This is a genomic window from Streptococcus marimammalium DSM 18627 (genome assembly GCF_000380045.1).
GTDB classification, from domain to species: Bacteria; Bacillota; Bacilli; order Lactobacillales; family Streptococcaceae; genus Streptococcus; species Streptococcus marimammalium.
The window spans coordinates 290,245-312,885 of the sequence record NZ_KB904339.1 but is presented as its reverse complement, the minus strand read 5'-3'; the positions used below and the strand labels follow the sequence as shown (position 1 = coordinate 312,885).

The following is a 22,641-nucleotide window of genomic DNA, read 5'->3' as shown; positions in this document are numbered from 1 at the left end:
CTCAATCATTATTTTATCATAAATATTTTTCATTTCCAAAATCATTGTCTAAAATCTATGTTATAATTTATTACAAAGATTTTTTATATTTGTTGTTTTTCTTTTTATATGTTATAATTTATGACAATAGAAATGAGGTGTTTATGTTGAAGAAAATATTACCATTACTTTTATCTTTGTTAGCAATAGTTTTTTTAACCACTCAAACCGCTAAGGCAGACAAAATTACTATTGTTTCTGATTCTACCTATGCTCCATTTGAATTCAAAGATTCAGATCATGTTTATAAGGGGATAGATGTTGATATTATTAAAAAAGTTGCTGAAATTTCAAAGTGGGACTATGAAATGACTTTTCCAGGCTTTGATGCAGCTGTTAATGCTGTTCAAGCTGGTCAGGCAGATGCCATAATGGCTGGGATGTCAGTGACAGAGGATAGAAAAAAAGTATTTACTTTTTCAGATACTTATTATGATTCACAAATTGTTATTATTACAACATCCAAAAATAAAGTAACAGACTATAGTCAATTAAAAGGCAAGGTTGTCGGTGTTAAAAACGGGACCGTCTCTCAAACCTTTTTAGAAAAACATAAAAAAGAGTATGGTTACACACTTAAAGTATTTGACACTAGTGATCTCATGTATAATAGCCTAAAATCAGGTTCTGTTTTTGCTGTTATGGATGACAAACCAATTGCTCAGTATGCCATTAAACAAGGGCAAGATTTACGTATTGAAATGGGTGGTGAAACTGTTGGTAGTTATGCTTTTGCCGTAAAAAAAGGAAGTCAATACGAATATTTAATTAATGATTTCAATAAGGCATTATCTCAAATGAAAGAAGATGGGAGTTATAATGCAATTATTAAACAGTGGACTTCTATTGATACAAAAGCAAATGGAGTTGCAGATAAAAAAGCTATTCCAACAAAAGAAGTTTATAAACTAGTTTCTGATTCTTCGTTTGCTCCATTTGAATATCAAAATGACAGTGGTCAATATGTTGGTATAGATATTGAGCTTATAAAAGCAATTGCAAACCAACAACATTTTACGATTGAAGTTACTCATCCTGGTTTTGATGCTGCTTTAAATGCTGTTCAATCTGGTCAAGCAGATGGTGTTATTGCAGGTATGTCAATCACTGATGAAAGGGAAGCTATTTTCGATTTTTCTGATTCTTACTATACATCAAATATTATTCTAGCAGTTAAAGAAGATAGTTCTATCACTGCTTATGAAGATTTAGCAGGCAAAACCGTTGGAGCAAAAACAGGAACTGCTTCTTATCAATTCTTAGAAAAACATACTAAGGACTACAATTATGTGTTAAAGGCTTTTGATGAGGCTTCTGGGATGTATGATAGTCTCAACTCAGGTTCTTTGGATGCTTTAATGGATGATGAAGCAGTTTTAAAATATGCTATTGAACAAGGTCGAAAATTTAAAACTCCAATTGTCGGTGAACCTTCAGGTGAATACGGATTTGCAGTAAAAAAAGGAAGTAACCCTGAATTAATCGAAATGTTTAATAATGGGCTAGCTGCTTTGAAAGAAAGCGGTGAATATGATAAAATTATTGCAAGTTATTTAGGTGAAAAACAAAGCCAGGAATCATCTGTTGATGAAACTACTATTTGGGGGTTGGTTTCAAATAACTACCAACAATTATTGACAGGACTTATGAGAACACTTGGATTGGCTATTATTTCCTTTGCTATAGCAATCATTATTGGTTTGATTTTTGGTATGATGAGTGTTAGTCCAATTAAAGGCCTTCGCATTATCGCTTCTATTTTTGTCGACGTTGTTCGTGGTATACCGTTAATGATTGTTGCGGCATTTATCTTCTGGGGAATTCCTAACCTCATCGAATCAATAACTGGTCAACAAAGTCCTATTAATGATTTTGTTGCAGGAACTATCGCTCTTAGTCTAAATGGTGGTGCTTATATCTCAGAAATTGTTCGTGGAGGTATTGAAGCTGTTGATCCTGGTCAAACAGAGGCAAGTCGTAGTTTAGGTGTTTCTTATATAACTACTATGAGAAAAATTATTCTTCCTCAAGCTGTTAAACTAATGCTTCCAAATTTCGTCAATCAATTTGTTATTTCTCTTAAAGACACTACCATCATATCTGCTATTGGTTTAGTTGAACTTTTCCAAACAGGTAAAATTATTATCGCACGTAATTACCAAAGTTTTCGAATGTATGCTATCTTAGCAATTATGTATTTAGTAATTATTACTCTTCTAACAAAATTAGCAAAACGCCTAGAAAAGAGGTCTAACTAATGACAACATTAAAAATTGATGTGCAAAATTTACATAAATCTTTTGGAAATAATGAAGTTTTAAAAGGAATAACAACTCAGTTTCATGAAGGTGATGTGGTTTGTATCATTGGACCTTCAGGTTCTGGAAAATCAACTTTCTTAAGAACACTTAATCGTTTAGAAAGTATCACCAGTGGTAAGGTTATCATCGATGGCTATGATTTATCAAATAAAGACACTAATGTTGATAAGGCTAGAGAAAATATTGGTATGGTGTTCCAACATTTCAATTTATTTCCTCATATGTCAGTTCTTGATAATGTTATATTTGCTCCTGTTGAGCTAGGAAAGTATTCACAAGAAGAAGCAAAAACCATTGGTTTAGAATTACTTGAAAAAGTCGGTCTATCTGATAAAGCAACTGCTTTTCCTGGTAGTTTATCTGGTGGCCAAAAACAACGTGTGGCTATTGCCAGAAGCCTAGCAATGAATCCTGATGTTATGCTGTTTGATGAACCTACTTCTGCTCTTGACCCTGAAATGGTTGGAGATGTGTTAAATGTTATGAAGGATTTAGCAGAACAAGGTATGACCATGTTAATTGTTACTCATGAAATGGGTTTTGCAAGACGTGTTGCCAATCGTGTTATCTTTACTGATGGCGGTGAATTCCTTGAGGATGGTACTCCAGAACAAATTTTTGATCAACCTAAACACCCACGACTTAAAGATTTTCTTGATAAAGTTTTAAACGTCTAATAAAAATACCCGACACAATGTGTCAGGTATTTTTTATTAATTTTTATTTGATTGTTTCAGCTCTTTTTCTCTCTCCAACCGGTATTTACGATTTGGGTTGAGCTTATTAAAAAGTTCTTCTAATTTTTCAGTCGTCCAAATATCTGCTGCTGAAACAAAACGACCATCTTTATCTTTGAATGAAATAGGTTTATCTCCCATATAATCACTCCTTAGTCTATAAATTCAAACTCAAATTGACCAATTCTAACAATATCACCATCTTTAGCTCCTTTTTCTCTAAGAGCTTGGTCAACACCTAAACCACGTAATTGGCGAGCAAATTTCATAATGGATTCGTCACGTTCCATGTTTGTCATGACAAATAGTTTTTCAATTTTCTCACCTGATAAGACCCAAGTAGCATCATCATCACGACTAATGCTAAAAGGTTTTTCTTCTTCATCAAAACCATAGTAAGCTTCATCAAGCATTTGACTTTCTTCATAAAGAGGAAAGCTTTCTGTTTTAGACAATAATTCTGCTGTAGCATCTAATAAGGCATCCAAACCTTGATGAGCAATACCAGAAACTGCAAAAATCATTGGTGGTTGATCAAACTCACCATAATTTTTTTGTAATTGCTTTTTAAAAATTTTTAAATTCTCTTGGCTTTCTGGCATATCCATTTTGTTTGCAACAATAATCTGTGGACGTTCCATCAAACGAAGATTATAGCTTTCTAATTCTTTATTAATAGCTAAGTAATCTTCATAAGGATCTCTTCCTTCACTACCACTCATATCAATGACATGTAAGATGACTCGAGTGCGTTCAATATGGCGTAGAAATTGTGTCCCAAGACCAACACCTTGATGAGCACCTTCAATTAGACCTGGAAGGTCTGCCATAGCAAATGAGTCACCAGATTTAGTTCTTACCATACCAATATTTGGAACAATAGTCGTAAAATGGTAGGCACCAATTTTAGGTTTAGCTGCTGAAACAACACTAAGAAGTGTTGATTTACCAACTGAGGGAAAACCAACCAAACCAACATCAGCTAAAATTTTTAATTCTAACTCTAATTCTCTTTCTTCACCAGGTTCACCATTTTCTGAAATTTCTGGTGCGGGATTTCTCGGTGTTGCAAAACGAATGTTGCCTCGACCACCTCGACCACCTCTTGCAATCACAAATTCTTGGCCATGTTCAACAAGATCAGAAATAATCTTGCCTGTTTGGGCATCTTTAACAGTTGTTCCTTGGGGAACACTCACATATAAATCTTCTGCACCTTTGCCGTGCATCCCCTTTGACATCCCTTTTTCACCAGGCTTAGCTTTGAAGAGGCGATTATATCTAAAGTCCATCAAAGTTCTCAAGCCTTCATCAACGACAAAGACAACATTTCCTCCACGGCCACCATCACCACCCCACGGACCGCCATTTGGGACATATTTTTCTCGCCTAAAGGCGACCATCCCATCACCGCCTCGTCCTGCTTTTACTTGGATTTTGGCAGTGTCTAAAAACATACTCATAACTTTTCCTACTTCTTTCTTTAGTAGAAAAAAACGCTAAAAAGCGTTTTTCTACATGATTGCACTAAGTGCACTTAATATAATTGAACCTACTGTAATAAAAGCCATTAATAAAACAACAACAATAGTGATTTTTTCAAATAATGTTTTCTTACGTGGTCCGTTTTCTCCAAAAGCCACTAATTTATACCTCTTCTTTAGATTTTCTCTTTATCTATCTTAACATGATTCTCCTAAACACGCAAATTTAAAGACGATAGAAATATTAAAAACATAGAAGAAAATAATTATATCAAACTTTTTATTCTTCTTTGTCTGAAAAAATCCAATCTAAAAATTCTTTGCCGATTTCTGGTCGATAGTCCAAAGCTTTTTCTATTGCCTTATGATTAAAAATAATGAACATCGTCCTAAGAGACTTTCGCATAATTTTTTTCTCTTTTGGCTTTAAGTTAACAATTTCTTTAACTAGTTGAGTTAATGTTTTTCGCTTGTTATTCTTAATATCATCTAAACTTTCAACACCAATATCAAAAAATAAATCAAAAAAGATATTAAAAAAAGTTTCTAACTCATCATGAGATAATTCTTTTTGCCACAATTTAAAGGTATCTTCTAGTGCTTTGCTAATGAGTGTGGTGTCTTTTGCAGGTAAAAATTGGTTCTCCTTAACCTGCCATTGTGAAACATTATGCTGGAAGAAAGCAAAAGATTTACTTTCAACTATTTTACAATCTAAATCAGGCTTTAACATAACACCAACAATTGATTCCTTGGGTATGATAGAGATAATTTTATGCTTAATATTAGGATAACTAGAAGCATCAAGCAAGGATTTATAGTGACCTGGTGAATCAAAAGTGTAGATAGTAGTAATTTTTTTTTGAAGACTTTCTTTTATCATACTGGAGGCGTATAAAGCAAGATTTCCCCCTTTTGAGTGTCCAGAAATAACAACTTGTCCTTGCCAGTCATTTAAAAAAGTTGTGAGATAGTTTAAAGCAGATTGATGGGACGGAATAGTTTTCATATAGGTCATCTTGGCATCTTCTTTCCATCCAATCAAGCTATCATCAGTCCCTCGAAAAACGATTTGAGTATGATTGATAGATGGTAACCTAAAAACCATAGCCGAAAACTGTTTTTCAATAGCCAAATTGATATCATTTACATAGTAACCAATTTCTAAATCATCAAACCGGTTTGAGTTAATTATAGCTTCATACAATTGGACTCTTTCTTTGGTGGTCATGAAATTATAGTTAGTTTTTTTAAAAAAGAGATGTTTTTTTTTATTTAGTTGTTTTATGGGAATAAACTGTTTGTTGTAAGTCTTAGATAGTGCTTCACCTATTGGCAGGTAACTTAATTCATTAATACAAGCAATATCAACTTCATTCAATGGCAATTCTTTAAATGAGCAATGATAATTTTTTTGGATGTAATCAATAAAATTTGACATCTGTGTTCTTCCAATCTCTCTGAATATCTTTTATCATAACATAAATTATAATAATTTGGGATTCTGATATAAAAAGATGCCCAAAAGAGCATCTTTTTATTGTTCTAAGTTTTCTGTCCACGCAGATGTACCACCCTCAACATTGATAACATGATAACCTTTTGCTGTTAAAAATTGACTAGCCATTAAAGAGCGACTCCCTGATTGACAAACAATATAATAGTCTTTTTCTTGATTAAGTGTTTGATAAATTGATTGAAAATCACTGAGTGGTAAGTTTTGAGCCCCTGGAATATGACCACTATCATATTCGTCACGTTCACGAACATCTATTAGATTTAATTTCTTTTCAAGGTGTTTTTTTTGAAAAGTTGACATTGAGATACTTTTAATCATGTCTAATCTCCTTTGGTCTTACAACATTATAAAGTGAGAAAGCACCATCTAAGTTTTTAACATTGAATTCTTTTTGTTTCAATAAACGTTCAGCAATATAACTTCGAAGGCCACTATGACAACTAATGATATATGTTTTTGATTTATCCAATTCGTTTAAACGAGATCGTAAATTATCTAGAGGAATGTGGATGAAATCTTTGAAATGACCTTTTTTTACTTCAGAAGTTGTTCTCACATCCAATAGTATTGAACCTTTTGCTAATTCATTAGTCAATTCATACCACTGGAGGTTTTGACTAAGACCCTCAGCAATATTTATAGCTGCATAACCTATCATATTAACTGGATCTTTTGCTGAACCAAAGGGTGGTGCATATGTAAATTCTAACTCTGGTAAGTCAAAAATTGTAAGATTTCCTTTAATGGCAGTAGCTAATATATCAATGCGTTTATCTACACCTTTTTGACCAACTCCTTGAGCACCATATATTTGACCAGTTTTGGCATTAAAAATTAATTTTAAAGTAATATCTGTAGCACCAGGATAATAGCTAGCATGGTCTTTACCTGATGTATGAATGACTGAAACATCGTAACCTAAATTTCTAGCAACACGTTCACTTAAACCTGTTGTTGCTGCAGATAAATCAAAAACACGAACAATAGCTGTTCCAATTGAACCTTTGTTTTCTCTATTTAAACCTGCAATGACATCCGCTACTTGTCTGCCTTGACGATTAGCCGGTGAAGCAAGAGAAACAAGAGCGTCCTCTTGGGAGATTTGATGATTAACTACTATCGCATCGCCTACTGCATAGATATTTTTTAGATTAGTTTCATAATGGTCATCAACAACAATACCACCTCTAAAACCTAAAGTAACTCCTGCTTCTTTAGCCAATGTTGTTTCAGGTTGAATACCAACTGATAAAATTGTCAAGTCAGATGATAGGCTATCTCCATTTTCTAGAACGACACTCTTGCCTTCTTCTTCAAAACGAACAACAGATTGTGAAGTGATAACTTTAATTCCATTTTTTTCCAATGTTTGACGAACAAAAGCTGCCATTTCTTCATCCAATGCTGGCAAAACATGAGGTGCTTTTTCAACAATAGTGACAGTCAAGCCCTTTTTGACAAGATTTTCTGCCATTTCAAGACCAATAAAACCAGCACCAACAATAACAGCTTCTTTAGTTTGAACTAATTCAATATGTGCCATTATCCTATCAAGATCTGGAACATTTCTAAGATGAAAAACATTTTTTGCCTCTTGAAGATTTTCGATAGGTGGAACAAATGGCTTTGCTCCAGGGGATAAAATGAGTTTATCATAAGATTCAATAAACTCTTTACCATCGTGATGAACTGTTACTGTCTGATTAGTAGCATCGATAGCAGTCACTTCGTGGAAAGGGCGAACATCTAGATTAAAGCGAAATTTTAAGCTTTCTGGTGTTTGAACCAATAACTGATTTCTTTCACTAATTTCTCCTGAAACATAATAAGGAAGACCACAGTTGGCAAAAGAAACAAACGGTCCTTTTTCGAAAACAATAATTTCAGCATCTTCCATCAAACGTCTTAAACGTGTCGCCGCTGACATCCCACCAGCAACACCACCTACAATAATAACTTTTGTCATTTTTGACCTCCTATTACTTTACCCTGCCACTGATTCATGCCACCAAGAACATTAACAACTAGATAGCCTTTTTTCATTAGATGATTAGCTGCTTTTTTACTTCTCATTCCTGATTGACAAATAAGATAAACTGTTTTATCTTTTGGTGAAGCAAAACTATCGATTTGTCTCAATGGAATATTTCTTGCTTTAGATATGTGTGCTTGTTTAAATTCTTCTGGTGTTCTGACATCAATTAACAGAACTGTCTTAGAAGATAATAGATTTTCTAATTCACTTGTTGAGATTGATTTAAATGGTTGATAAAATAGTGATTTAATACTTTCAATAAATGTCATAAGACCTCCTTTGTATACCCCTACCGGTATATTATCATATCAAATTAACTTTGTCAAAAATATTTTTGTAATTGACGAAAATAAAGACAAATAGTATATTAGTTATACAAGGAGTGAAAGATTAATGACATCAAAAAAAGATATTTTAAACCGTCTTAAACGAACTGAAGGTCAACTTAGAGGTATTCATAAAATGGTTGAAGAAAATAAGGAATGCATTGATATTGTAACCCAATTAAGTGCTGTTAGATCAAGTATAAACCGTATTATGGGGCTTGCAATTGCCAATAAGGTTATTGAATGTGTTGAGCACCCAGATAGTGATCCGATAAAACAAGAAGAAAAGCTAAAAGCAGCCATTGATTTAGTCGTTAAAAAATAGGATTTCAACTAAAAATCACTAGAAAATAGATTCTAGTGATTTTTATTATATTTTTTTATTATCATCATCCATGCTAAGAACAGATAAAAATGCTTCTTGTGGTACTTCAACAGAGCCAATAGATTTCATTCGTTTTTTTCCTGCTTTTTGCTTTTCTAAGAGCTTACGTTTACGTGACACATCTCCGCCATAGCATTTAGCAAGAACGTTTTTACGTAATGCTTTAATATCAGACCTAGCAACAATTTTTTGTCCGATAGCTGCTTGGATAGGTACCTCAAACTGCTGACGAGGGATGATTTTCTTTAATTTCTCAACAATTATTTTACCACGCTCATAAGCAAATTCTTTATGAACAATAAAACTTAATGCATCTACTTTGTCACCATTTAAGAGAATATCCATTTTCACCAATTTAGAATGACGGTATTCAGAAATCTCATAATCAAAGCTAGCATAGCCACGTGTCGATGATTTTAATTTATCAAAGAAATCAAAAACAATTTCAGCCAGTGGTATTTGATAAATAACGTTAACACGATTATCATCAATGTAATCCATAGTCACAAAATCACCACGTTTTCTTTGTGCTAATTCCATTACAGCTCCAACAAATTCTTGTGGTACCATGATTTGTGCTTTAACATATGGTTCTTCAATAATATCAATTCTTGTTGGGTCAGGAAATTCACTAGGATTAGAAACTTCAATTACTTCGCCATCAGTCGTATTCACATGATAAACCACTGATGGTGCAGTCATTATGAGCTCAATATTAAATTCTCGTTCCAAACGTTCTTGGATAACATCCATGTGTAATAGACCTAAAAAANCACAACGAAAACCAAAACCTAATGCTTGAGAAGTTTCTGGTTCAAACTGAAGACTCGCATCGTTTAATTGCAATTTTTCCAGGGCTTCTCGAAGGTCATTATATTTATTAGAATCAATTGGGTAAATCCCAGCAAAAACCATAGGGTTTAACTGTTTATACCCCTCTAAAGCTTCATTTGCAGGGTTATTAGCGAGGGTAACAGTATCTCCTACACGAGTATCAGCCACAGTTTTAATAGCAGCTGCAATATAGCCAACATCCCCAGTTGCCAAAAAATCACGCCCGACAGCTTTAGGTGTAAATATACCAACTTCTGTAACGTCAAATGTTTTACCATTACTCATCATTTGAATTTTATCTCCAGGTTTAACGATACCGTCCATGATTCGAACCTGAAGAATAACACCTCTATAAGCATCATAAGCAGAGTCAAAAATAAGAGCTTTGAGCGGTGCTTCTATGTCTCCAGTTGGTTCTGGTACATACTCAACGATTTGCTCTAAAATCTCTTCTATACCAATACCAGCTTTTGCAGATGCTAAAACAGCCTCGCTAGCGTCAATACCAATAACATCTTCTATTTCATGACGGACTCTTTCAGGTTCTGCTGCTGGTAGATCAATTTTATTGATAACAGGTAAAATTTCTAAATCGTTATCTAGAGCTAGATAAACATTAGCTAAAGTTTGGGCTTCAATACCTTGAGCTGCATCAACAACCAAAATAGCTCCCTCACAGGCAGCTAAACTACGTGATACTTCATAAGTGAAATCGACATGCCCCGGAGTATCTATTAAATGAAAAATATAAGTTTCACCATCTTTAGCGGTATAATTTAATTCTATTGCATTTAATTTAATGGTAATACCACGCTCACGCTCAAGATCCATACTATCAAGTAATTGATTTTGCATCTCACGACTTGATACCGTTTCTGTTTTTTCCAAAATACGGTCAGCTAAAGTTGATTTCCCGTGATCAATATGGGCAATAATCGAGAAATTTCTAATTTTTTTCTGCCGTTCTTTTAGTTCTTTTATATTCATATGTCTTTCCTATCAAATTTAGTCAGCATTACTATTATATATTAAATCACTAAATTAAGCTAGATTGAAAAAATTAAAAATCACTACTAAATTAATTAGTAGTGAAATAGTAATAATTATTTTCCTAATTTTGCTTTAGCTGCATCAGCAAGAGCAGTAAAACCTGTTGCATCATTAACAGCTAAATCAGCTAACATTTTACGGTTAACTTCAATTTCAGCTAATTTCAAGCCATGCATTAATTGTGAATATGATAAGCCATTCATACGAGCTGCTGCATTGATACGAGTAATCCACAATTTACGGAAGTCACGTTTCTTTTGACGACGATCACGGTAGGCATAGTAATAAGAATTCATTACTTGTTCCTTTGCAGTACGGAACAAGATATGCTTTGAGCCATAGTAACCTTTTGCTAATTTTAAAATACGTTTACGACGTTTGCGTGCAACAACGCCACCTTTAACACGTGCCATTTATAATAATCCTCCAAATAATTCTATTAATATTCTTGTATTTGCTTATTTAAGACCAGTAAGCATTGCTTTAATGCGTTTGAAATCTCCACTACTTACCATTGAAGCTTTACGAAGATGACGACGTTGTTTCTTAGTCTTACCATGGAAACGGTGTGATGTGTAAGCACGGAAACGTTTTAAACCACCTGAACCTGTACGTTTAAAACGTTTAGCTGATGCGCGATGTGTTTTTTGTTTTGGCATTTTTAATACTCTCCTAAATAAATAATAATATGTTACATTTATTTCTTTTCAGAAATAGGGGCAAGTTGCATAAACATTTGACGACCATCCATTTTAGCTCTTTGCTCGATGATCGCAATATCTTGTGTTGCTTCAGCAAAATCTGAAAGAACTTTTGCACCAATTTCTTTGTGGGTAATCATACGTCCTTTAAAACGAACTGAAACTTTAACCTTATTTCCTTTTTCAAGGAATTTACGGCCATTACGAAGTTTGGTCTCAAAGTCACCCTTGTCGATAACAGGACTAAGGCGTATTTCTTTAACAGTCACAACACTTTGTTTTTTGCGTTGTTCTTTTTGTTTTTTCTGATACTCAAACTTAAACTTACCATAATCCATGATTTTGGCAACAGGCGGTGTTGCCTGTGGTTGAATAAGTACCAAATCAACGTTAGCCTCATCAGCAAGAGCTTGGGCTTCATTGAGCATTTTAATTCCTAATTGTTCGCCTTCAAGACCAACAAGACGCACTTCGCGAACGCGAATTTCATCGTTAATGAACAAATCCTTCTTAGCTATGTTCTTCACCTCTTTTATTTTTTAGAGAAAAACGAAAGCGGACCTGATTAACAAGCCCGCACTACATTATATTTCATCGTGAAATGTATTATGTAGAGCCAGACAACGTTAATTGCAAGGCGAGAAGTTCTCACTTCTGCTTTTCCCATTAGTAATATGTTACTACATTTTATTTTCACTGTCAATGATTTTATTTGCTTTTTCTAAAATAAAGTTTACAACTTCCTCAATACTTAAACTAGTTGTATCTAAAGTAATCGCATCTTTTGCTGCTTTTAACGGCGATACTTCACGATGACTATCTTTATAATCTCTTTGAGCAATCTCATCTTTTAGAATTTCTAAATCAGTTGGAATACCCTTTTCAATATTTTCCTTGTAACGACGCTTAGCCCTTTCTTCAACAGAAGCAATTAAAAAAATTTTTAATTCTGCTTTTGGCAAAACAACAGTACCGATATCACGCCCATCCATGACAATACCACCTTCCTGTGCAATACGTCTTTGAAAGTCAACCAACTTTTCTCTTACTTCAGGAATAGCAGAGACCCAAGAAACATTTTTGGTTACTTCGTTTTGGCGAATAATATCCGTAATGTCAACGTCACCAACAAAAACTCTTTGATTACCATCATTACCATGTCCAAAAGATAAAGGAAATCGATCTAATAAAGCAATTATTTCTGGAATTTGTTTGGCTGTCAGTTGATATCTTAATATCAAATAAGTTATTGAGCGATACATCGCACCAGTATCTATATAGGTATAATTTAATTTTTTTGCAATGATCTTTGCAACTGTACTTTTCCCACTTGACGCAGGACCATCTATAGCAATTTGAATTGTTGTCATTTTTTCCTCTTTATTCAATAAAAACTTTATCACCTGGATGGGCTAACCAAGAACCTGTACTCAATTTTTCTGGGTTTAGCTCATATAATCTTTCAAGTGAAATTCCTCCACGCTCAGCAATACGAGATGGCCCTTCTCCAGCTTCTACGACGATAGTTTTTCTATTTTCTTTTGGTGTTTCTACTGTTGTTTCAACTTCTTTTGTTGTTTCTATTTGAGTTGTCTCTTCTGTAACATTTTTAGTTGTACGATTTGGATTATAAAATGCTTCTTCTAGTGATTGTTTTTCAGAGCCACCATTTGAAGTGTAAACAACTATTAATAAAATACCAACAATAATAGCAAAGAAGACAACTAACAAAATAGTTAAAAATGGTGTACTGATGACAGTATTCACTTTATATTTTCGAGAGTTACTTTGCCTACTTTCAGCAAAAATTTTCATCTCCCATGGTTTTTTTACCATATCTTCTCCCTTGTTAATTCTTAAAATTAGTATTACAATGATACTATGAAAGTAACAATAATTCCAGAAAAATGTATTGCTTGTGGACTTTGCCAAACTTACTCCGATGTTTTTGATTACTATGACAATGGTATTGTTAAGTTTTCAAATAGTGAGGATTTAATACAAGAAGTCCCTTACTCAGATGAGACACTCTTAGCTGTCAAATCATGCCCAACAAAGGCTCTTACGACTCCGTAGGAGCTTTTTTATTATCCTTATAAACTTCAAAATAATCAAGCTGAATGAAGTTATCAAGTAACTCAACTTCTCCTTGAAATGAGTCGCAGATTACTAAAGCATCTAAAAAGTATTTTTTAGGCCATTTTCTCATGTAAAATAAGCGCTGTTCACCATTTGTTAAGATAATTGTCATTGTTGATTTCGTAACATTGATTTTAGCAATATCAGCAATTAAAAGTCGCTGTTTAGAAAAAAAATTTAACGTAACTATTCTAAGATAACCAGTTTCTTCTATGATAAAATAGCGATGGAGTCCAAACCCTGTTAAAAAAATAAAAATACCAAATAAAATAAAAATATTGGATGAGGGGCTTGTTCGTTCATATAACAAAGATAAGGCTATAAAAATTGGAGTAAATGTCAAAGACCAGTAGCTAATCAACTTAGATAATTCTGGTTGCCAATGATATCTAATTTTACCAAATATCTTAATCATAGTTAATCTCCCCTCTATTGAAGCATATTAAAAACAAGCTTTTAGTCTTTAAAGCTAGCAATTCCAATAATGACATCAACAGCTTTTTCCATGGTTTCAAGACTAACAAATTCAAAACGACCATGCATATTTTCACCACCAGCAAAGATGTTTGGTGTTGGAATACCCATAAACGATATTTTTGAACCATCAGTTCCTCCACGAATAGGTTCAATAACAGGCTTAATTTCTAAATTTTCCATTACTTTTTTAGCTATTTCAACACTAGTCATATTTTTTTCAATGACCTTTTTCATATTATAATAGCTATCAGATAATGTAACACTCACACGTTCTTCACCAAGTTGATTATTCATACGTTGAGCTATTTCTTTCATTATTTTTTTGCGTTTTATAAAATTATCATCTTCAAAATCACGAATAATATAGTCTGCTGAAGCTTCTTCTACTGTTCCATTTAAACTTAAAAGATGGAAGAAACCTTCATAGCCTTCTGTTGATTCTGGGCGATCTGTTTCAGGTAGTTCTTTATGATAATCCATAGCCAATTGAAGAGCGTTAATCATTTGCCCTTTAGCTGTACCAGGGTGAACGTTTCTTCCTAAAAATTGAATACTTGCACCTGCTGCACTAAATGATTCGTATTGTAATTCACCAAGTGGCCCACCATCAACTGTATAGGCAAAATCAACATCAAAATCAACAACATCAAATTTATTTGCCCCAATACCAATTTCTTCGTCAGGACCAAAGCCAACACGAATCTCCCCGTGTTTAATTTCAGGATGTTCTATTAGATAGGCCATCGCTGTCATGATTTCAGCAATACCAGACTTATCATCAGCACCTAAAAGTGTTCTACCATCAGTTGTAATGAGAGTTTGACCATGATAATTGTTGAGATTAGGAAAGTCTTTTGGATCTAGCTGGTAATCAGTATCACCAAGTTGAATAACACCACCATCATAATTACGTATAATTTGAGGATTAACACCCTCTGCATTAAAATCAGCGGTATCAACGTGAGAAATAAAACCAATTTTTCTAGTCATAGTTTTATCATTGGCAGGTAGAGTAGCTACAAGGTAGCCATTATGTTCAAGATAATGAACATTTTCTAAACCAATACTTTCCATTTCAGGTTTCAAGACATTTAAAACAAATTCTTTTTGTGATTCAGTTGTAGGTGTTGTTGTACTGTTAGGATTACTACGAGTATTAATCTTAACATATGTTAAAAATCGTTCTAACAATCTATCGTAAGTCATTTTTTTACCTCTTAGTCTAATTTCCTTACTATTATATCATAAATCGGCTTTGATATTACTTAATATTAATGCAAAAAAACCTTTCTTTGCTAATTATTTGGCAAAAAAAGGTTTTTTATAATTTTAGCTTTATAATCTATGGATAAGTGTGATAATATTTTTTAATACCAGCCACAATTCCGTCGGCCAACTTTTCTTGATAAGCTAATTGACTAACTTTAGTATTTTCAAAACGATTTGATAAGAAACCTAGTTCAACTAAAACAGCTGGTGCTGTAGTCTCTCTCAAAACGGCAAAAGTTTCTCGTCTTACTCCTCGATCTGGAGCACCTGTTCTTTTAAGAGTTTCTGAGTGGATAGCATTTGCCAATACTTGACTTCTTTTTAGTCTTTCAGAATTGTTATGGTAATTTTTATTAATCCTTGACGGATACTCTTTATAATATTGATACCAATAGGTCTCAATTCCACTAATATTCTTATTAACCGAAGCATTAAAATGCATGCTTAGGAATAAATCCGAATTAGAAGCATTTGCTTTTTTTGAACGATCTAACAAATCAACATAGATTTCTTCAGATTCACGTGTAGTCACCACCTTATATCCTTCTTTTTCTAATCTTTGTCTCACAAGATTTTGCATAATAGTGGTTAACTCTTTTTCTGAATGACCAAAGTAAGCTGCACCAGGATCTCTACCACCATGTCCAGCATCTAAGTAGACTATACGGTTAACTACTTCATAATCTCCTTGTGAAGCAGAACTCTTAATATTTGAATTTAAAGCATAGTTACCTAAATTAAAGCCTATTTCTTGACCACTAGTATTTGTCACATAGGCATGAACAATATAATTACCTTTTTTATGTTGGTGATTAGCTTGATTAATATGAACAACAATTTTGCCATTTCTTACACTATCTGAAACATACCAAGAAAGATTTTCTTGTTTGCTTTCTGACCAAGCTGCTATCCGAACTGATTTTATCTTAGGAGATTGTGGTGTTTCAGAGATTAGGACATTTAAAGTACCCTCATTTGGTTTATGATTGGTAACAACTGCTGTTATCTTACCTTGTTCTACTTTTTTTACATCAAAGCCTGGACTACCTGCTAGACCAATCAAACGGTTTGTTTCTAGTTGATTATAACCATAAATATGAACACTGTAATGCCCGCTATCAAAATTGTGATTTCTCACATCAATAGTTGATCGATAAGTCGTTTGAGATAATTTAACAGCTCCTACCCATTTCAAATCATCTTGACCTTTTATATCAGACCAAACAGGTGTAACAATACCACTAATATATAATGGTACGTCGCTAACTACAACTTCATAGTTAGTGTTAGATACTTTGTTAATAGCTACTTTTATTGATGGTTTAGCTATTGTTATCTGATTTGCTTTTAATCCTTTTAATTGCCCACTTTGATTAAGATAAGTATGAATATGATAGATACCAAAGCCTCTATGATTATTATAATTGGCTGTTGCAACACCATTAGAATTAGCTGCGTACCATCTTAAATCATCTTGTCCTTTTTCATTTGACCAAACGGCAAAACGAATTTGACTTAAATCTCTCACGCTATCAGATTGAAATGCAATTTCGATACCAGTTGTCGTTAAATGAGTATTTACTAACGTTGGGCTAATATAGTGTTTACCAAGATCGGTTCCAATTGTTTTACCATCACTGTAATCAGTATAAACATGGACAATATAAAAATCGCTCAAATTACTGTGATTTGCAATATCTACTTTCGCAGTTGCTTTTTTATTTGAAATAGTTGGTGTATACCATTTCAAATCATCTTGACCTTTGCTTTCAGACCAAACTGCCACACGAACATAGCGAAGGGTTTTAGTTGACTGACTGGCATCAATAGCTACATTAAAGGTACTATTATTTTTATCGTAGTCTTGCAGTCTGACTTTAGCATAGATATCCGCTGGTTTTTTCTCATGATTAAATCCTTGAGTGGCCATTAAACCAATGCGTGATTTGGTTATCTCACTATAACCATAAAGATGCACATGGTAGAAACCAAAATCATTTTTATGATCTTTGATGTTAATTATCGTTTCGTATTTTGTAGGGGATAATTTCTTGGCTTGATACCATTTCAAATCATCTTGACCATTTTTATCAGACCAAACAGCAAAGAAAATACTTGTTTGTTGTGGTATTTTTCTTTGATATTGGAGACGTAATCCAGTTGTTCCTTCTGAAACATCCGTCACAGCTTGAGAATTAGCTGAGCCAGGTTTTGCTCTGAAGGCACTTACGTTAGTTGATTCCTGTTCTTGACCAACAATTTCTTCTTCTCCTTTAATAGTGCCATCATTGTTGATTGTCTTTTGATTTTCTTTGGAAGAATCCACTTCTTCACCATCAGAAACAAAATCTTGTGTTTCATCAACTGCACTAGATTCTTCTATTAAAAGTTTTTCAGAGGAAATTGGTTCTTCTGATGATAAGTTTTCTTGAGAAGAAGTTAAAGCATTCGTTGTGGTTGGACTTGATTCAGCAATGGTTGTAGCAGTTGATGGTTGTGAGATAATAACTTCAGCTACTTTTGGGATTTCTACCTGAGTGGTTGTATCTTCTGCTAAAATCATTGAAGGAAATAGCAAGATACTGGTAGCAATAGGTAGAATGACTGTCCACTTCTTTTTAGAGAATAACATCATTTGACCTCTTATCTTGAAATTTTTCCTTTATTTTAGCATTTTTAGGGCGGTTCTTCAAGATTAATGCCAATGATATTAGCTAAATAATAAATAAAAAAAGCCTCTTAAAGAGACTTTTTTTTTCTTATTGGTAACTCGCAAAACTATAATAAAATTGTGGTCTCAAAACTCTCCAATGAACTTTTGTTTGAATCTCATTATAGTTTAATTCACTAATAAGGAAACTACCATCTGAATTAACATGTTCAACAAAGGCCACATGACCATATTGAGATAAAGTATAATCATAACCTCCCTTGACTGATAAAACAGCTCCTACACTTGGTTGATTGCTGCGATGCCAACCTTGACTAGTCAAACTATTCACCCAATCTTGACCATTACCCAACCAACGATAAACAGAAATTCCGTGTGTTTCTCTAATCCGGTTATAGACGTAAAACGTACACTGCCCTTGACTATAGCTTGTTCCGATATTGTCATATCCTCCATATATTGTTCTTGAAGTCGGTGCTTTATACGTTAATACGTTTTGATAATTTGATGGCATATAATATTGTGAAAAGTAAGTATAACTCGTTTCAATCCTTGCCGATAAAGAGACCTGCGATAAGGGATAACCTCTCGTTTCACCATCATTATAAGTGATATAAACATGGACATGGTAAAGACCACTTTTATTAGCATGATTTTTAATATCTGCGTTAATTGAAAACGAGCCATTATTTGAATGTTGACTCTGATACCATTTGAGATTCCCTTGATTGGCATCTGACCATACAGCAACATTAATACTTTTTATCACTTTTGAATGCTCAGTTTCATTCACTGTCACTGAAAATTGATTACTATTAGTCATAGAACTCCCCATTTGAGGACTATCATAACTGGTAATGGCATCCACAGAAAAACCAGATGTGCTTTGTAACCCTTTTAATCCAGTATAAAGATCACTTCTTCCATAAAGATGAACACTATAGTGTCCTAAATTAAAGTGATGATTCTTAAGAGGCACCATAACCTGATAAGTGGTTGCATCAATTTTTGTCGCTTGATACCATTTAAGATCATCTTGACCATTTTTATCCGACCAAATAGGGACAAGAATAGAGGTCATATGTTCAGGCACATCATTTATCGTCACTTGATAAGCTGTATCTTTTACTTTGGTGATTTGATAGTTGAGATTTGGTTTTTCAATTTGGAGAGTTTGTATTGAAATACCTTTCATCTCACCTGGTTTCTGTAGGTATGTATGAATATTGTATTTACCATAACTTTTATGATACATATATTTCGCTAAAGCAATACCATCTGAATTAGAATAATACCATTTAAGATCATCCTGACCATTTTCCTCAGACCAAACTGCTGTTACTAATCTTCCTTCTTCTGGAACTATTTTAGATTTTATTTTAATACCTTCTCCAGTTGTTGTTAATTCTGGTTTCGATAATTTTATGCTTTTCTTACCTAAATCAAATCCTTTTTTACTTCCATTATTATATGTTATGTATGCATGAACAATATAATTTCCACTTTTACCCCCATGTTCTTTAATATTAAAGTGATATTGAATGCTATTGTTAGATACTTTGTCTGTACTATACCATTTTAAATCATCTTGCCAATCTTTTTCTGACCAGACAGCGATGTCAATATAAGAAATCGTTTTACTATTTTCAGCTTCATTTGCTATAACATCAAATGTCCCTTCATATTGATTGAAATTTTTTATTGTTACCTCTGATTCAGCAACATCAGTTGCCTCTACTCTATAAATGATTAACATTGAAATAAGAAATAACATGGTATAACTAAGTAAACGGTGCAGAATTTTTTTCAATATATTCTCCTTAAAAAATTTTTATAATCTAATTTTGAAAAAAATTATTTTTCCAAAATAGATTACATACTATTTATTCGAAAATAGTCTCTAATCTTTCAAATAATAAAGTGAACATTTTAAATTTATTTCACTTAAACATAGTAAAAAAGATTTAATTCTATAAATAGAATTAAATCTTACTTTGTCATTTCAAAAAAATCTGGATGTTCAAGGATATAATTGTTACCTTCCATTAAATCATACTGTATCAATTTTAAATCATCTGCTATAATTTTTTGTTCTTCGCTTAAATCTTTTTTATCAATACTAGCATTATTTAAAACTTCAGTTAACAAAGCATAATAGGGACTAACTTTTGAATTGGTATGTGCTAATAGTTCTGCTCCAAAATCACTAGAATTAACAAGAGGATAATCAAGCTTTCTCTCGACATCATAATTACTCCAAATAAAATAATCAGTTAAATATTGATTTTCAGGTTGATTTTCAAATATTCTTTGGGGATATAATCCTGGTAAATGATCACCATAAAAAACAACTGTTATTTTCTTATTAAAAGTTCTAAGTTTTTCCAAAAATTCTAATGTATCCTTATCAGTATAAGTTAATAGTCTAGCATAACTAAGTAGATCATTATTTTCCTTATCATTAAAATCATCACCTTCAGCTTGAATATCTTCTGGGGTTTCAGAAAACCAAGGTGAATGATTCTGCATAGTCATAACTGAAAAAAATTGACTTTTTGACTCATCTAGTTCGGATAAAACATTTTGATAACTAGATTTATCACTATAACTAGAACTTCTATTTTCAATAAAATTTGGTTCATCTTTAGTACCTTCAGTCGCAATAAATTTATCATATTTAAATTTTTGGTAAATAGCTTTTCGAGAATAATTATTAGCATTTGCTAAATGGATTACAATTCTGTTATTTTCGTCAAAAAAATTACTTATCAAAGGAACATAGCTCATCTTAGGAACAACATCAGTATATAAAATTGATATGGTGCCATTAAGATTATATTTTGGTAAGCCAGATAGTGATTGAAATTCCATATTTGCAGTTCCACCACCATAACCATCTGCATGCATTAGTCCACTCGTAGTCTTACTTTGAATTGACTTAATATTGGAAAGCAACTCTTGAGAAACATTTACTTGTTCAAGACGTTTTGGATCTGCTAAACTTTCACTTAAAATATAGATTATTGTTTGATCATTAATATTGTCTGTACGAGATTCATTAATAGTAGTTGCTACTTTTTGATATTTTTCATAAAGAGAATCAATTGTTTTTTTACTATAATTATCTGGCTTTTCCATACTTTTCGTTGTTAGTTGTTTAAACCATACAAAGCTAAGAGACTGAAATCGAGAATTTGCATTCAAACCTTGCCAATCAATATCATAAACATTATAGACAGAAGAAAGGACAGGAATATTTGGATTAATTAATCCATTCTCGGAATTTTCAAATATTATTTTAATACTTATAAAAGAAGCTAAAACGCTTGAAATTAACATTAACCTTGATAGTTTAGATTGAAAAATTGGCCCAGAAAGAATTTTATTTCTATAAACAATTAACAACAATATAACAATTAGCAGAACAATAATAAAAGTTATAACTATATTCCAATCAATAAAATCAAAAAAGAAAGTAAATTCTCTAATCCAAGACAAATCTGACAATAGTAATGGCTCATTTCTTAATTCAAATTTTTTAGCATTTGCAAATGAAATAATGAAACCGAAAATAATTGAAATTAAAGTAGCAGGTAAAAATCTATTAACTATTGAGTAGAACAACATGAAAAGAGATGCTAAAACAAAAATTTGAAAAATAGTTGCTCCAGAAACAATATAATAGTCATACCACATTCCAGTAACTGTTATGCCAGATTGAATATAATAATTAAACACAGTAGCAAGAATAATACTTGTCGTTAAAGAAAGAAAAAAGGTTGATTTATTATTTTTTAAATTATAAAAACCAATTACCAAAATAATACTTAATACTGAGTAAGAGATGTATGAAATTAAAAAATAAATGATTAAATTATTACTAAAAATTGAAGAAATAGATTCAATTGGCAAAAGATTATTAGAATAAAAACGATCTAAAAACTGTGAACCAGTTATTATTAATGCCGTTAGTGTTTGACCAATGAATATAAATCTAATGTTTGAAGAGTTTAAATTTGTCTTTAGTAATTCATATCTATCATGTACTGTATTGAAAAAACCTTTTTTCTGTAGTTGTTCATATATTTTTGAAATTAATTTACAAAACAAAATACTTAATCCAATTAAAAATAACGACTCTAAGAAATTTGTTTCATAAAAATCATTATACTTATCCCACTCAAAATTCTCATCATTAAGCAATAAGGTCATTTTGAAAAAATAAGAGCTTATTAAAAATAAATAATACGATACAATGGTTGATATCAACAATTTTAAATTAAAGACTTTGTGAACAAAAAAACCAATTAAAATTAATAATAAACTATAAAATATAATGATTTTTGAAGTAAAATTAAAGGAAAATTGAGAAGAATTAATAAACAAAAATTTTAGAAAAATGATTCCAAAAAATAGGATTTGAACTATAATACTAATAATATTATTCAAAAATATTTTTTTTATATTATTAATATTATAAGAAGTTAATATTTTCATTAATAAATCCACCTTAAATTCTTAAATATTTCAAATTCTAAAATTTTCATGGGTTACCTTTGAATTTACTCAATATTTTTTTTACAATATATTTTAAAATTTGAATGTTTGCACTTACAAAATATTTTAATGCTCCTTTTATTCCACCATAATAAGT

22 protein-coding genes and 1 other annotated feature are annotated in these 22,641 nt (G+C 32.3%); of the genes, 4 read left to right on the top strand and 18 right to left on the bottom strand.

Features of this window, described 5'->3' with window-relative positions:
* Positions 1-143: 143 nt before the first annotated feature.
* Together A3I1_RS0101435 and A3I1_RS0101430 are read left to right on the top strand one after the other, a co-directional pair.
* The gene (locus A3I1_RS0101435; RefSeq protein ID WP_018369543.1) at positions 144-2,297 is read left to right on the top strand and encodes an ABC transporter substrate-binding protein/permease; all 2,154 of its coding nucleotides are present in this window, start codon (positions 144-146) and stop codon (positions 2,295-2,297) included.
* A complete protein-coding gene (locus A3I1_RS0101430) occupies positions 2,297-3,037 on the top strand; it encodes an amino acid ABC transporter ATP-binding protein (RefSeq protein WP_018369542.1) in 741 nt (246 codons plus the stop codon). Before A3I1_RS0101435 ends, A3I1_RS0101430 begins: the two co-directional genes overlap by 1 nt.
* 36 nt (positions 3,038-3,073) lie before the next feature.
* Here A3I1_RS0101430 and A3I1_RS08430 read toward each other — a convergent pair whose 3' ends face one another.
* The 7 genes from A3I1_RS08430 to A3I1_RS0101395 form a co-directional block, all read right to left on the bottom strand.
* A complete protein-coding gene (locus A3I1_RS08430; protein WP_018369541.1) occupies positions 3,074-3,238 on the bottom strand; it encodes a hypothetical protein in 165 nt (54 codons plus the stop codon).
* 11 nt (positions 3,239-3,249) lie between these two features.
* The gene (gene obgE, locus A3I1_RS0101420) at positions 3,250-4,560 is read right to left on the bottom strand and encodes a GTPase ObgE (RefSeq protein ID WP_026216727.1); all 1,311 of its coding nucleotides are present in this window, start codon (positions 4,558-4,560) and stop codon (positions 3,250-3,252) included.
* Positions 4,561-4,611: 51 nt separating this feature from the next.
* On the bottom strand, positions 4,612-4,740 hold the full coding sequence (locus A3I1_RS08315; protein WP_018369539.1) for a DUF4044 domain-containing protein: 129 nt from the start codon (positions 4,738-4,740) through the stop codon (positions 4,612-4,614).
* Between the two features lie 121 nt (positions 4,741-4,861).
* Entirely contained in the window at positions 4,862-6,022 is a 1,161-nt protein-coding gene (locus A3I1_RS0101410) for an Mbeg1-like protein (RefSeq protein WP_018369538.1), read from the bottom strand.
* Positions 6,023-6,118: 96 nt separating this feature from the next.
* Entirely contained in the window at positions 6,119-6,418 is a 300-nt protein-coding gene (locus tag A3I1_RS0101405; protein ID WP_018369537.1) for a rhodanese-like domain-containing protein, read from the bottom strand.
* A complete protein-coding gene (locus A3I1_RS0101400; RefSeq protein ID WP_018369536.1) occupies positions 6,411-8,066 on the bottom strand; it encodes an FAD-dependent oxidoreductase in 1,656 nt (551 codons plus the stop codon). Before A3I1_RS0101400 ends, A3I1_RS0101405 begins: the two co-directional genes overlap by 8 nt.
* Positions 8,063-8,404 (bottom strand): rhodanese-like domain-containing protein, encoded by a 342-nt coding sequence (locus A3I1_RS0101395; RefSeq protein WP_018369535.1) that lies wholly within the window; start codon positions 8,402-8,404, stop codon positions 8,063-8,065. The genes A3I1_RS0101400 and A3I1_RS0101395 overlap by 4 nt, the downstream gene beginning before the upstream one ends.
* 124 nt (positions 8,405-8,528) lie before the next feature.
* Between A3I1_RS0101395 and A3I1_RS0101390 the strand changes: the two genes are divergently transcribed.
* Positions 8,529-8,786 carry a metal-sensitive transcriptional regulator gene (locus A3I1_RS0101390; RefSeq protein WP_018369534.1) on the top strand — a complete coding sequence of 86 codons (258 nt, stop codon included), beginning with the start codon at positions 8,529-8,531 and terminating at the stop codon, positions 8,784-8,786.
* A gap of 45 nt (positions 8,787-8,831) precedes the next feature.
* Here A3I1_RS0101390 and lepA read toward each other — a convergent pair whose 3' ends face one another.
* The 6 genes from lepA to A3I1_RS0101360 form a co-directional block, all read right to left on the bottom strand.
* Positions 8,832-10,667, bottom strand: coding sequence for a translation elongation factor 4 (lepA, locus tag A3I1_RS0101385; protein ID WP_018369533.1), 1,836 nt, complete (start codon positions 10,665-10,667; stop codon positions 8,832-8,834).
* Between the two features lie 116 nt (positions 10,668-10,783).
* Positions 10,784-11,143: a 50S ribosomal protein L20 gene (gene rplT / locus A3I1_RS0101380; protein WP_018369532.1), complete on the bottom strand. Its 360-nt coding sequence runs from the start codon at positions 11,141-11,143 to the stop codon at positions 10,784-10,786.
* A gap of 45 nt (positions 11,144-11,188) precedes the next feature.
* On the bottom strand, positions 11,189-11,389 hold the full coding sequence (rpmI, locus tag A3I1_RS0101375) for a 50S ribosomal protein L35 (protein ID WP_018369531.1): 201 nt from the start codon (positions 11,387-11,389) through the stop codon (positions 11,189-11,191).
* A gap of 38 nt (positions 11,390-11,427) precedes the next feature.
* Positions 11,428-11,958 (bottom strand): translation initiation factor IF-3, encoded by a 531-nt coding sequence (infC, locus tag A3I1_RS0101370; protein ID WP_026216725.1) that lies wholly within the window; start codon positions 11,956-11,958, stop codon positions 11,428-11,430.
* Positions 11,959-11,972: 14 nt separating this feature from the next.
* Positions 11,973-12,097 (bottom strand) — a sequence feature (ribosomal protein L20 leader region).
* A 14-nt stretch (positions 12,098-12,111) separates the two neighbouring features.
* Positions 12,112-12,801, bottom strand: coding sequence for a (d)CMP kinase (cmk, locus tag A3I1_RS0101365; RefSeq protein WP_018369529.1), 690 nt, complete (start codon positions 12,799-12,801; stop codon positions 12,112-12,114).
* A 10-nt stretch (positions 12,802-12,811) separates the two neighbouring features.
* Positions 12,812-13,267, bottom strand: coding sequence for an SAG1386/EF1546 family surface-associated protein (locus tag A3I1_RS0101360; protein ID WP_018369528.1), 456 nt, complete (start codon positions 13,265-13,267; stop codon positions 12,812-12,814).
* Positions 13,268-13,312: 45 nt separating this feature from the next.
* Between A3I1_RS0101360 and A3I1_RS08310 the strand changes: the two genes are divergently transcribed.
* Positions 13,313-13,507, top strand: coding sequence for a ferredoxin (locus A3I1_RS08310; protein ID WP_083899763.1), 195 nt, complete (start codon positions 13,313-13,315; stop codon positions 13,505-13,507).
* Here the strand turns inward: A3I1_RS08310 and A3I1_RS0101355 are convergent.
* The 5 genes from A3I1_RS0101355 to A3I1_RS0101335 all read right to left on the bottom strand — a co-directional run bounded on the left by A3I1_RS0101355 (position 13,494) and on the right by A3I1_RS0101335 (position 22,199).
* Positions 13,494-13,985 carry an EbsA family protein gene (locus A3I1_RS0101355; RefSeq protein ID WP_018369527.1) on the bottom strand — a complete coding sequence of 164 codons (492 nt, stop codon included), beginning with the start codon at positions 13,983-13,985 and terminating at the stop codon, positions 13,494-13,496. The genes A3I1_RS08310 and A3I1_RS0101355 overlap by 14 nt on opposite strands.
* Before the next feature lie 41 nt (positions 13,986-14,026).
* The gene (gene pepT / locus A3I1_RS0101350) at positions 14,027-15,253 is read right to left on the bottom strand and encodes a peptidase T (RefSeq protein WP_018369526.1); all 1,227 of its coding nucleotides are present in this window, start codon (positions 15,251-15,253) and stop codon (positions 14,027-14,029) included.
* Positions 15,254-15,389: 136 nt separating this feature from the next.
* On the bottom strand, positions 15,390-17,951 hold the full coding sequence (locus A3I1_RS08190; protein WP_149031783.1) for a GBS Bsp-like repeat-containing protein: 2,562 nt from the start codon (positions 17,949-17,951) through the stop codon (positions 15,390-15,392).
* Between the two features lie 124 nt (positions 17,952-18,075).
* Positions 18,076-19,797: a GBS Bsp-like repeat-containing protein gene (locus tag A3I1_RS07705; protein ID WP_018369524.1), complete on the bottom strand. Its 1,722-nt coding sequence runs from the start codon at positions 19,795-19,797 to the stop codon at positions 18,076-18,078.
* A gap of 179 nt (positions 19,798-19,976) precedes the next feature.
* Positions 19,977-22,199, bottom strand: coding sequence for an LTA synthase family protein (locus A3I1_RS0101335; protein WP_169332626.1), 2,223 nt, complete (start codon positions 22,197-22,199; stop codon positions 19,977-19,979).
* Between the last annotated feature and the right edge of the window lie 442 nt (positions 22,200-22,641).

Coding starts and splice junctions, on each gene's coding strand:
- A3I1_RS0101435 (WP_018369543.1), top strand. CDS start 144: ATGTTGAAGAAAATATTACCATTACTTTTATCTTTGTTAGCAATAGTT.
- A3I1_RS0101430 (WP_018369542.1), top strand. CDS start 2,297: ATGACAACATTAAAAATTGATGTGCAAAATTTACATAAATCTTTTGGA.
- A3I1_RS08430 (WP_018369541.1), bottom strand. CDS start 3,238: ATGGGAGATAAACCTATTTCATTCAAAGATAAAGATGGTCGTTTTGTT.
- obgE (WP_026216727.1), bottom strand. CDS start 4,560: ATGAGTATGTTTTTAGACACTGCCAAAATCCAAGTAAAAGCAGGACGA.
- A3I1_RS0101410 (WP_018369538.1), bottom strand. CDS start 6,022: ATGTCAAATTTTATTGATTACATCCAAAAAAATTATCATTGCTCATTT.
- A3I1_RS0101405 (WP_018369537.1), bottom strand. CDS start 6,418: ATGATTAAAAGTATCTCAATGTCAACTTTTCAAAAAAAACACCTTGAA.
- A3I1_RS0101400 (WP_018369536.1), bottom strand. CDS start 8,066: ATGACAAAAGTTATTATTGTAGGTGGTGTTGCTGGTGGGATGTCAGCG.
- A3I1_RS0101395 (WP_018369535.1), bottom strand. CDS start 8,404: ATGACATTTATTGAAAGTATTAAATCACTATTTTATCAACCATTTAAA.
- A3I1_RS0101390 (WP_018369534.1), top strand. CDS start 8,529: ATGACATCAAAAAAAGATATTTTAAACCGTCTTAAACGAACTGAAGGT.
- rplT (WP_018369532.1), bottom strand. CDS start 11,143: ATGGCACGTGTTAAAGGTGGCGTTGTTGCACGCAAACGTCGTAAACGT.
- rpmI (WP_018369531.1), bottom strand. CDS start 11,389: ATGCCAAAACAAAAAACACATCGCGCATCAGCTAAACGTTTTAAACGT.
- cmk (WP_018369529.1), bottom strand. CDS start 12,801: ATGACAACAATTCAAATTGCTATAGATGGTCCTGCGTCAAGTGGGAAA.
- A3I1_RS0101360 (WP_018369528.1), bottom strand. CDS start 13,267: ATGGTAAAAAAACCATGGGAGATGAAAATTTTTGCTGAAAGTAGGCAA.
- A3I1_RS08310 (WP_083899763.1), top strand. CDS start 13,313: ATGAAAGTAACAATAATTCCAGAAAAATGTATTGCTTGTGGACTTTGC.
- A3I1_RS0101355 (WP_018369527.1), bottom strand. CDS start 13,985: ATGATTAAGATATTTGGTAAAATTAGATATCATTGGCAACCAGAATTA.
- pepT (WP_018369526.1), bottom strand. CDS start 15,253: ATGACTTACGATAGATTGTTAGAACGATTTTTAACATATGTTAAGATT.
- A3I1_RS08190 (WP_149031783.1), bottom strand. CDS start 17,951: ATGATGTTATTCTCTAAAAAGAAGTGGACAGTCATTCTACCTATTGCT.
- A3I1_RS0101335 (WP_169332626.1), bottom strand. CDS start 22,199: ATGACCTTATTGCTTAATGATGAGAATTTTGAGTGGGATAAGTATAAT.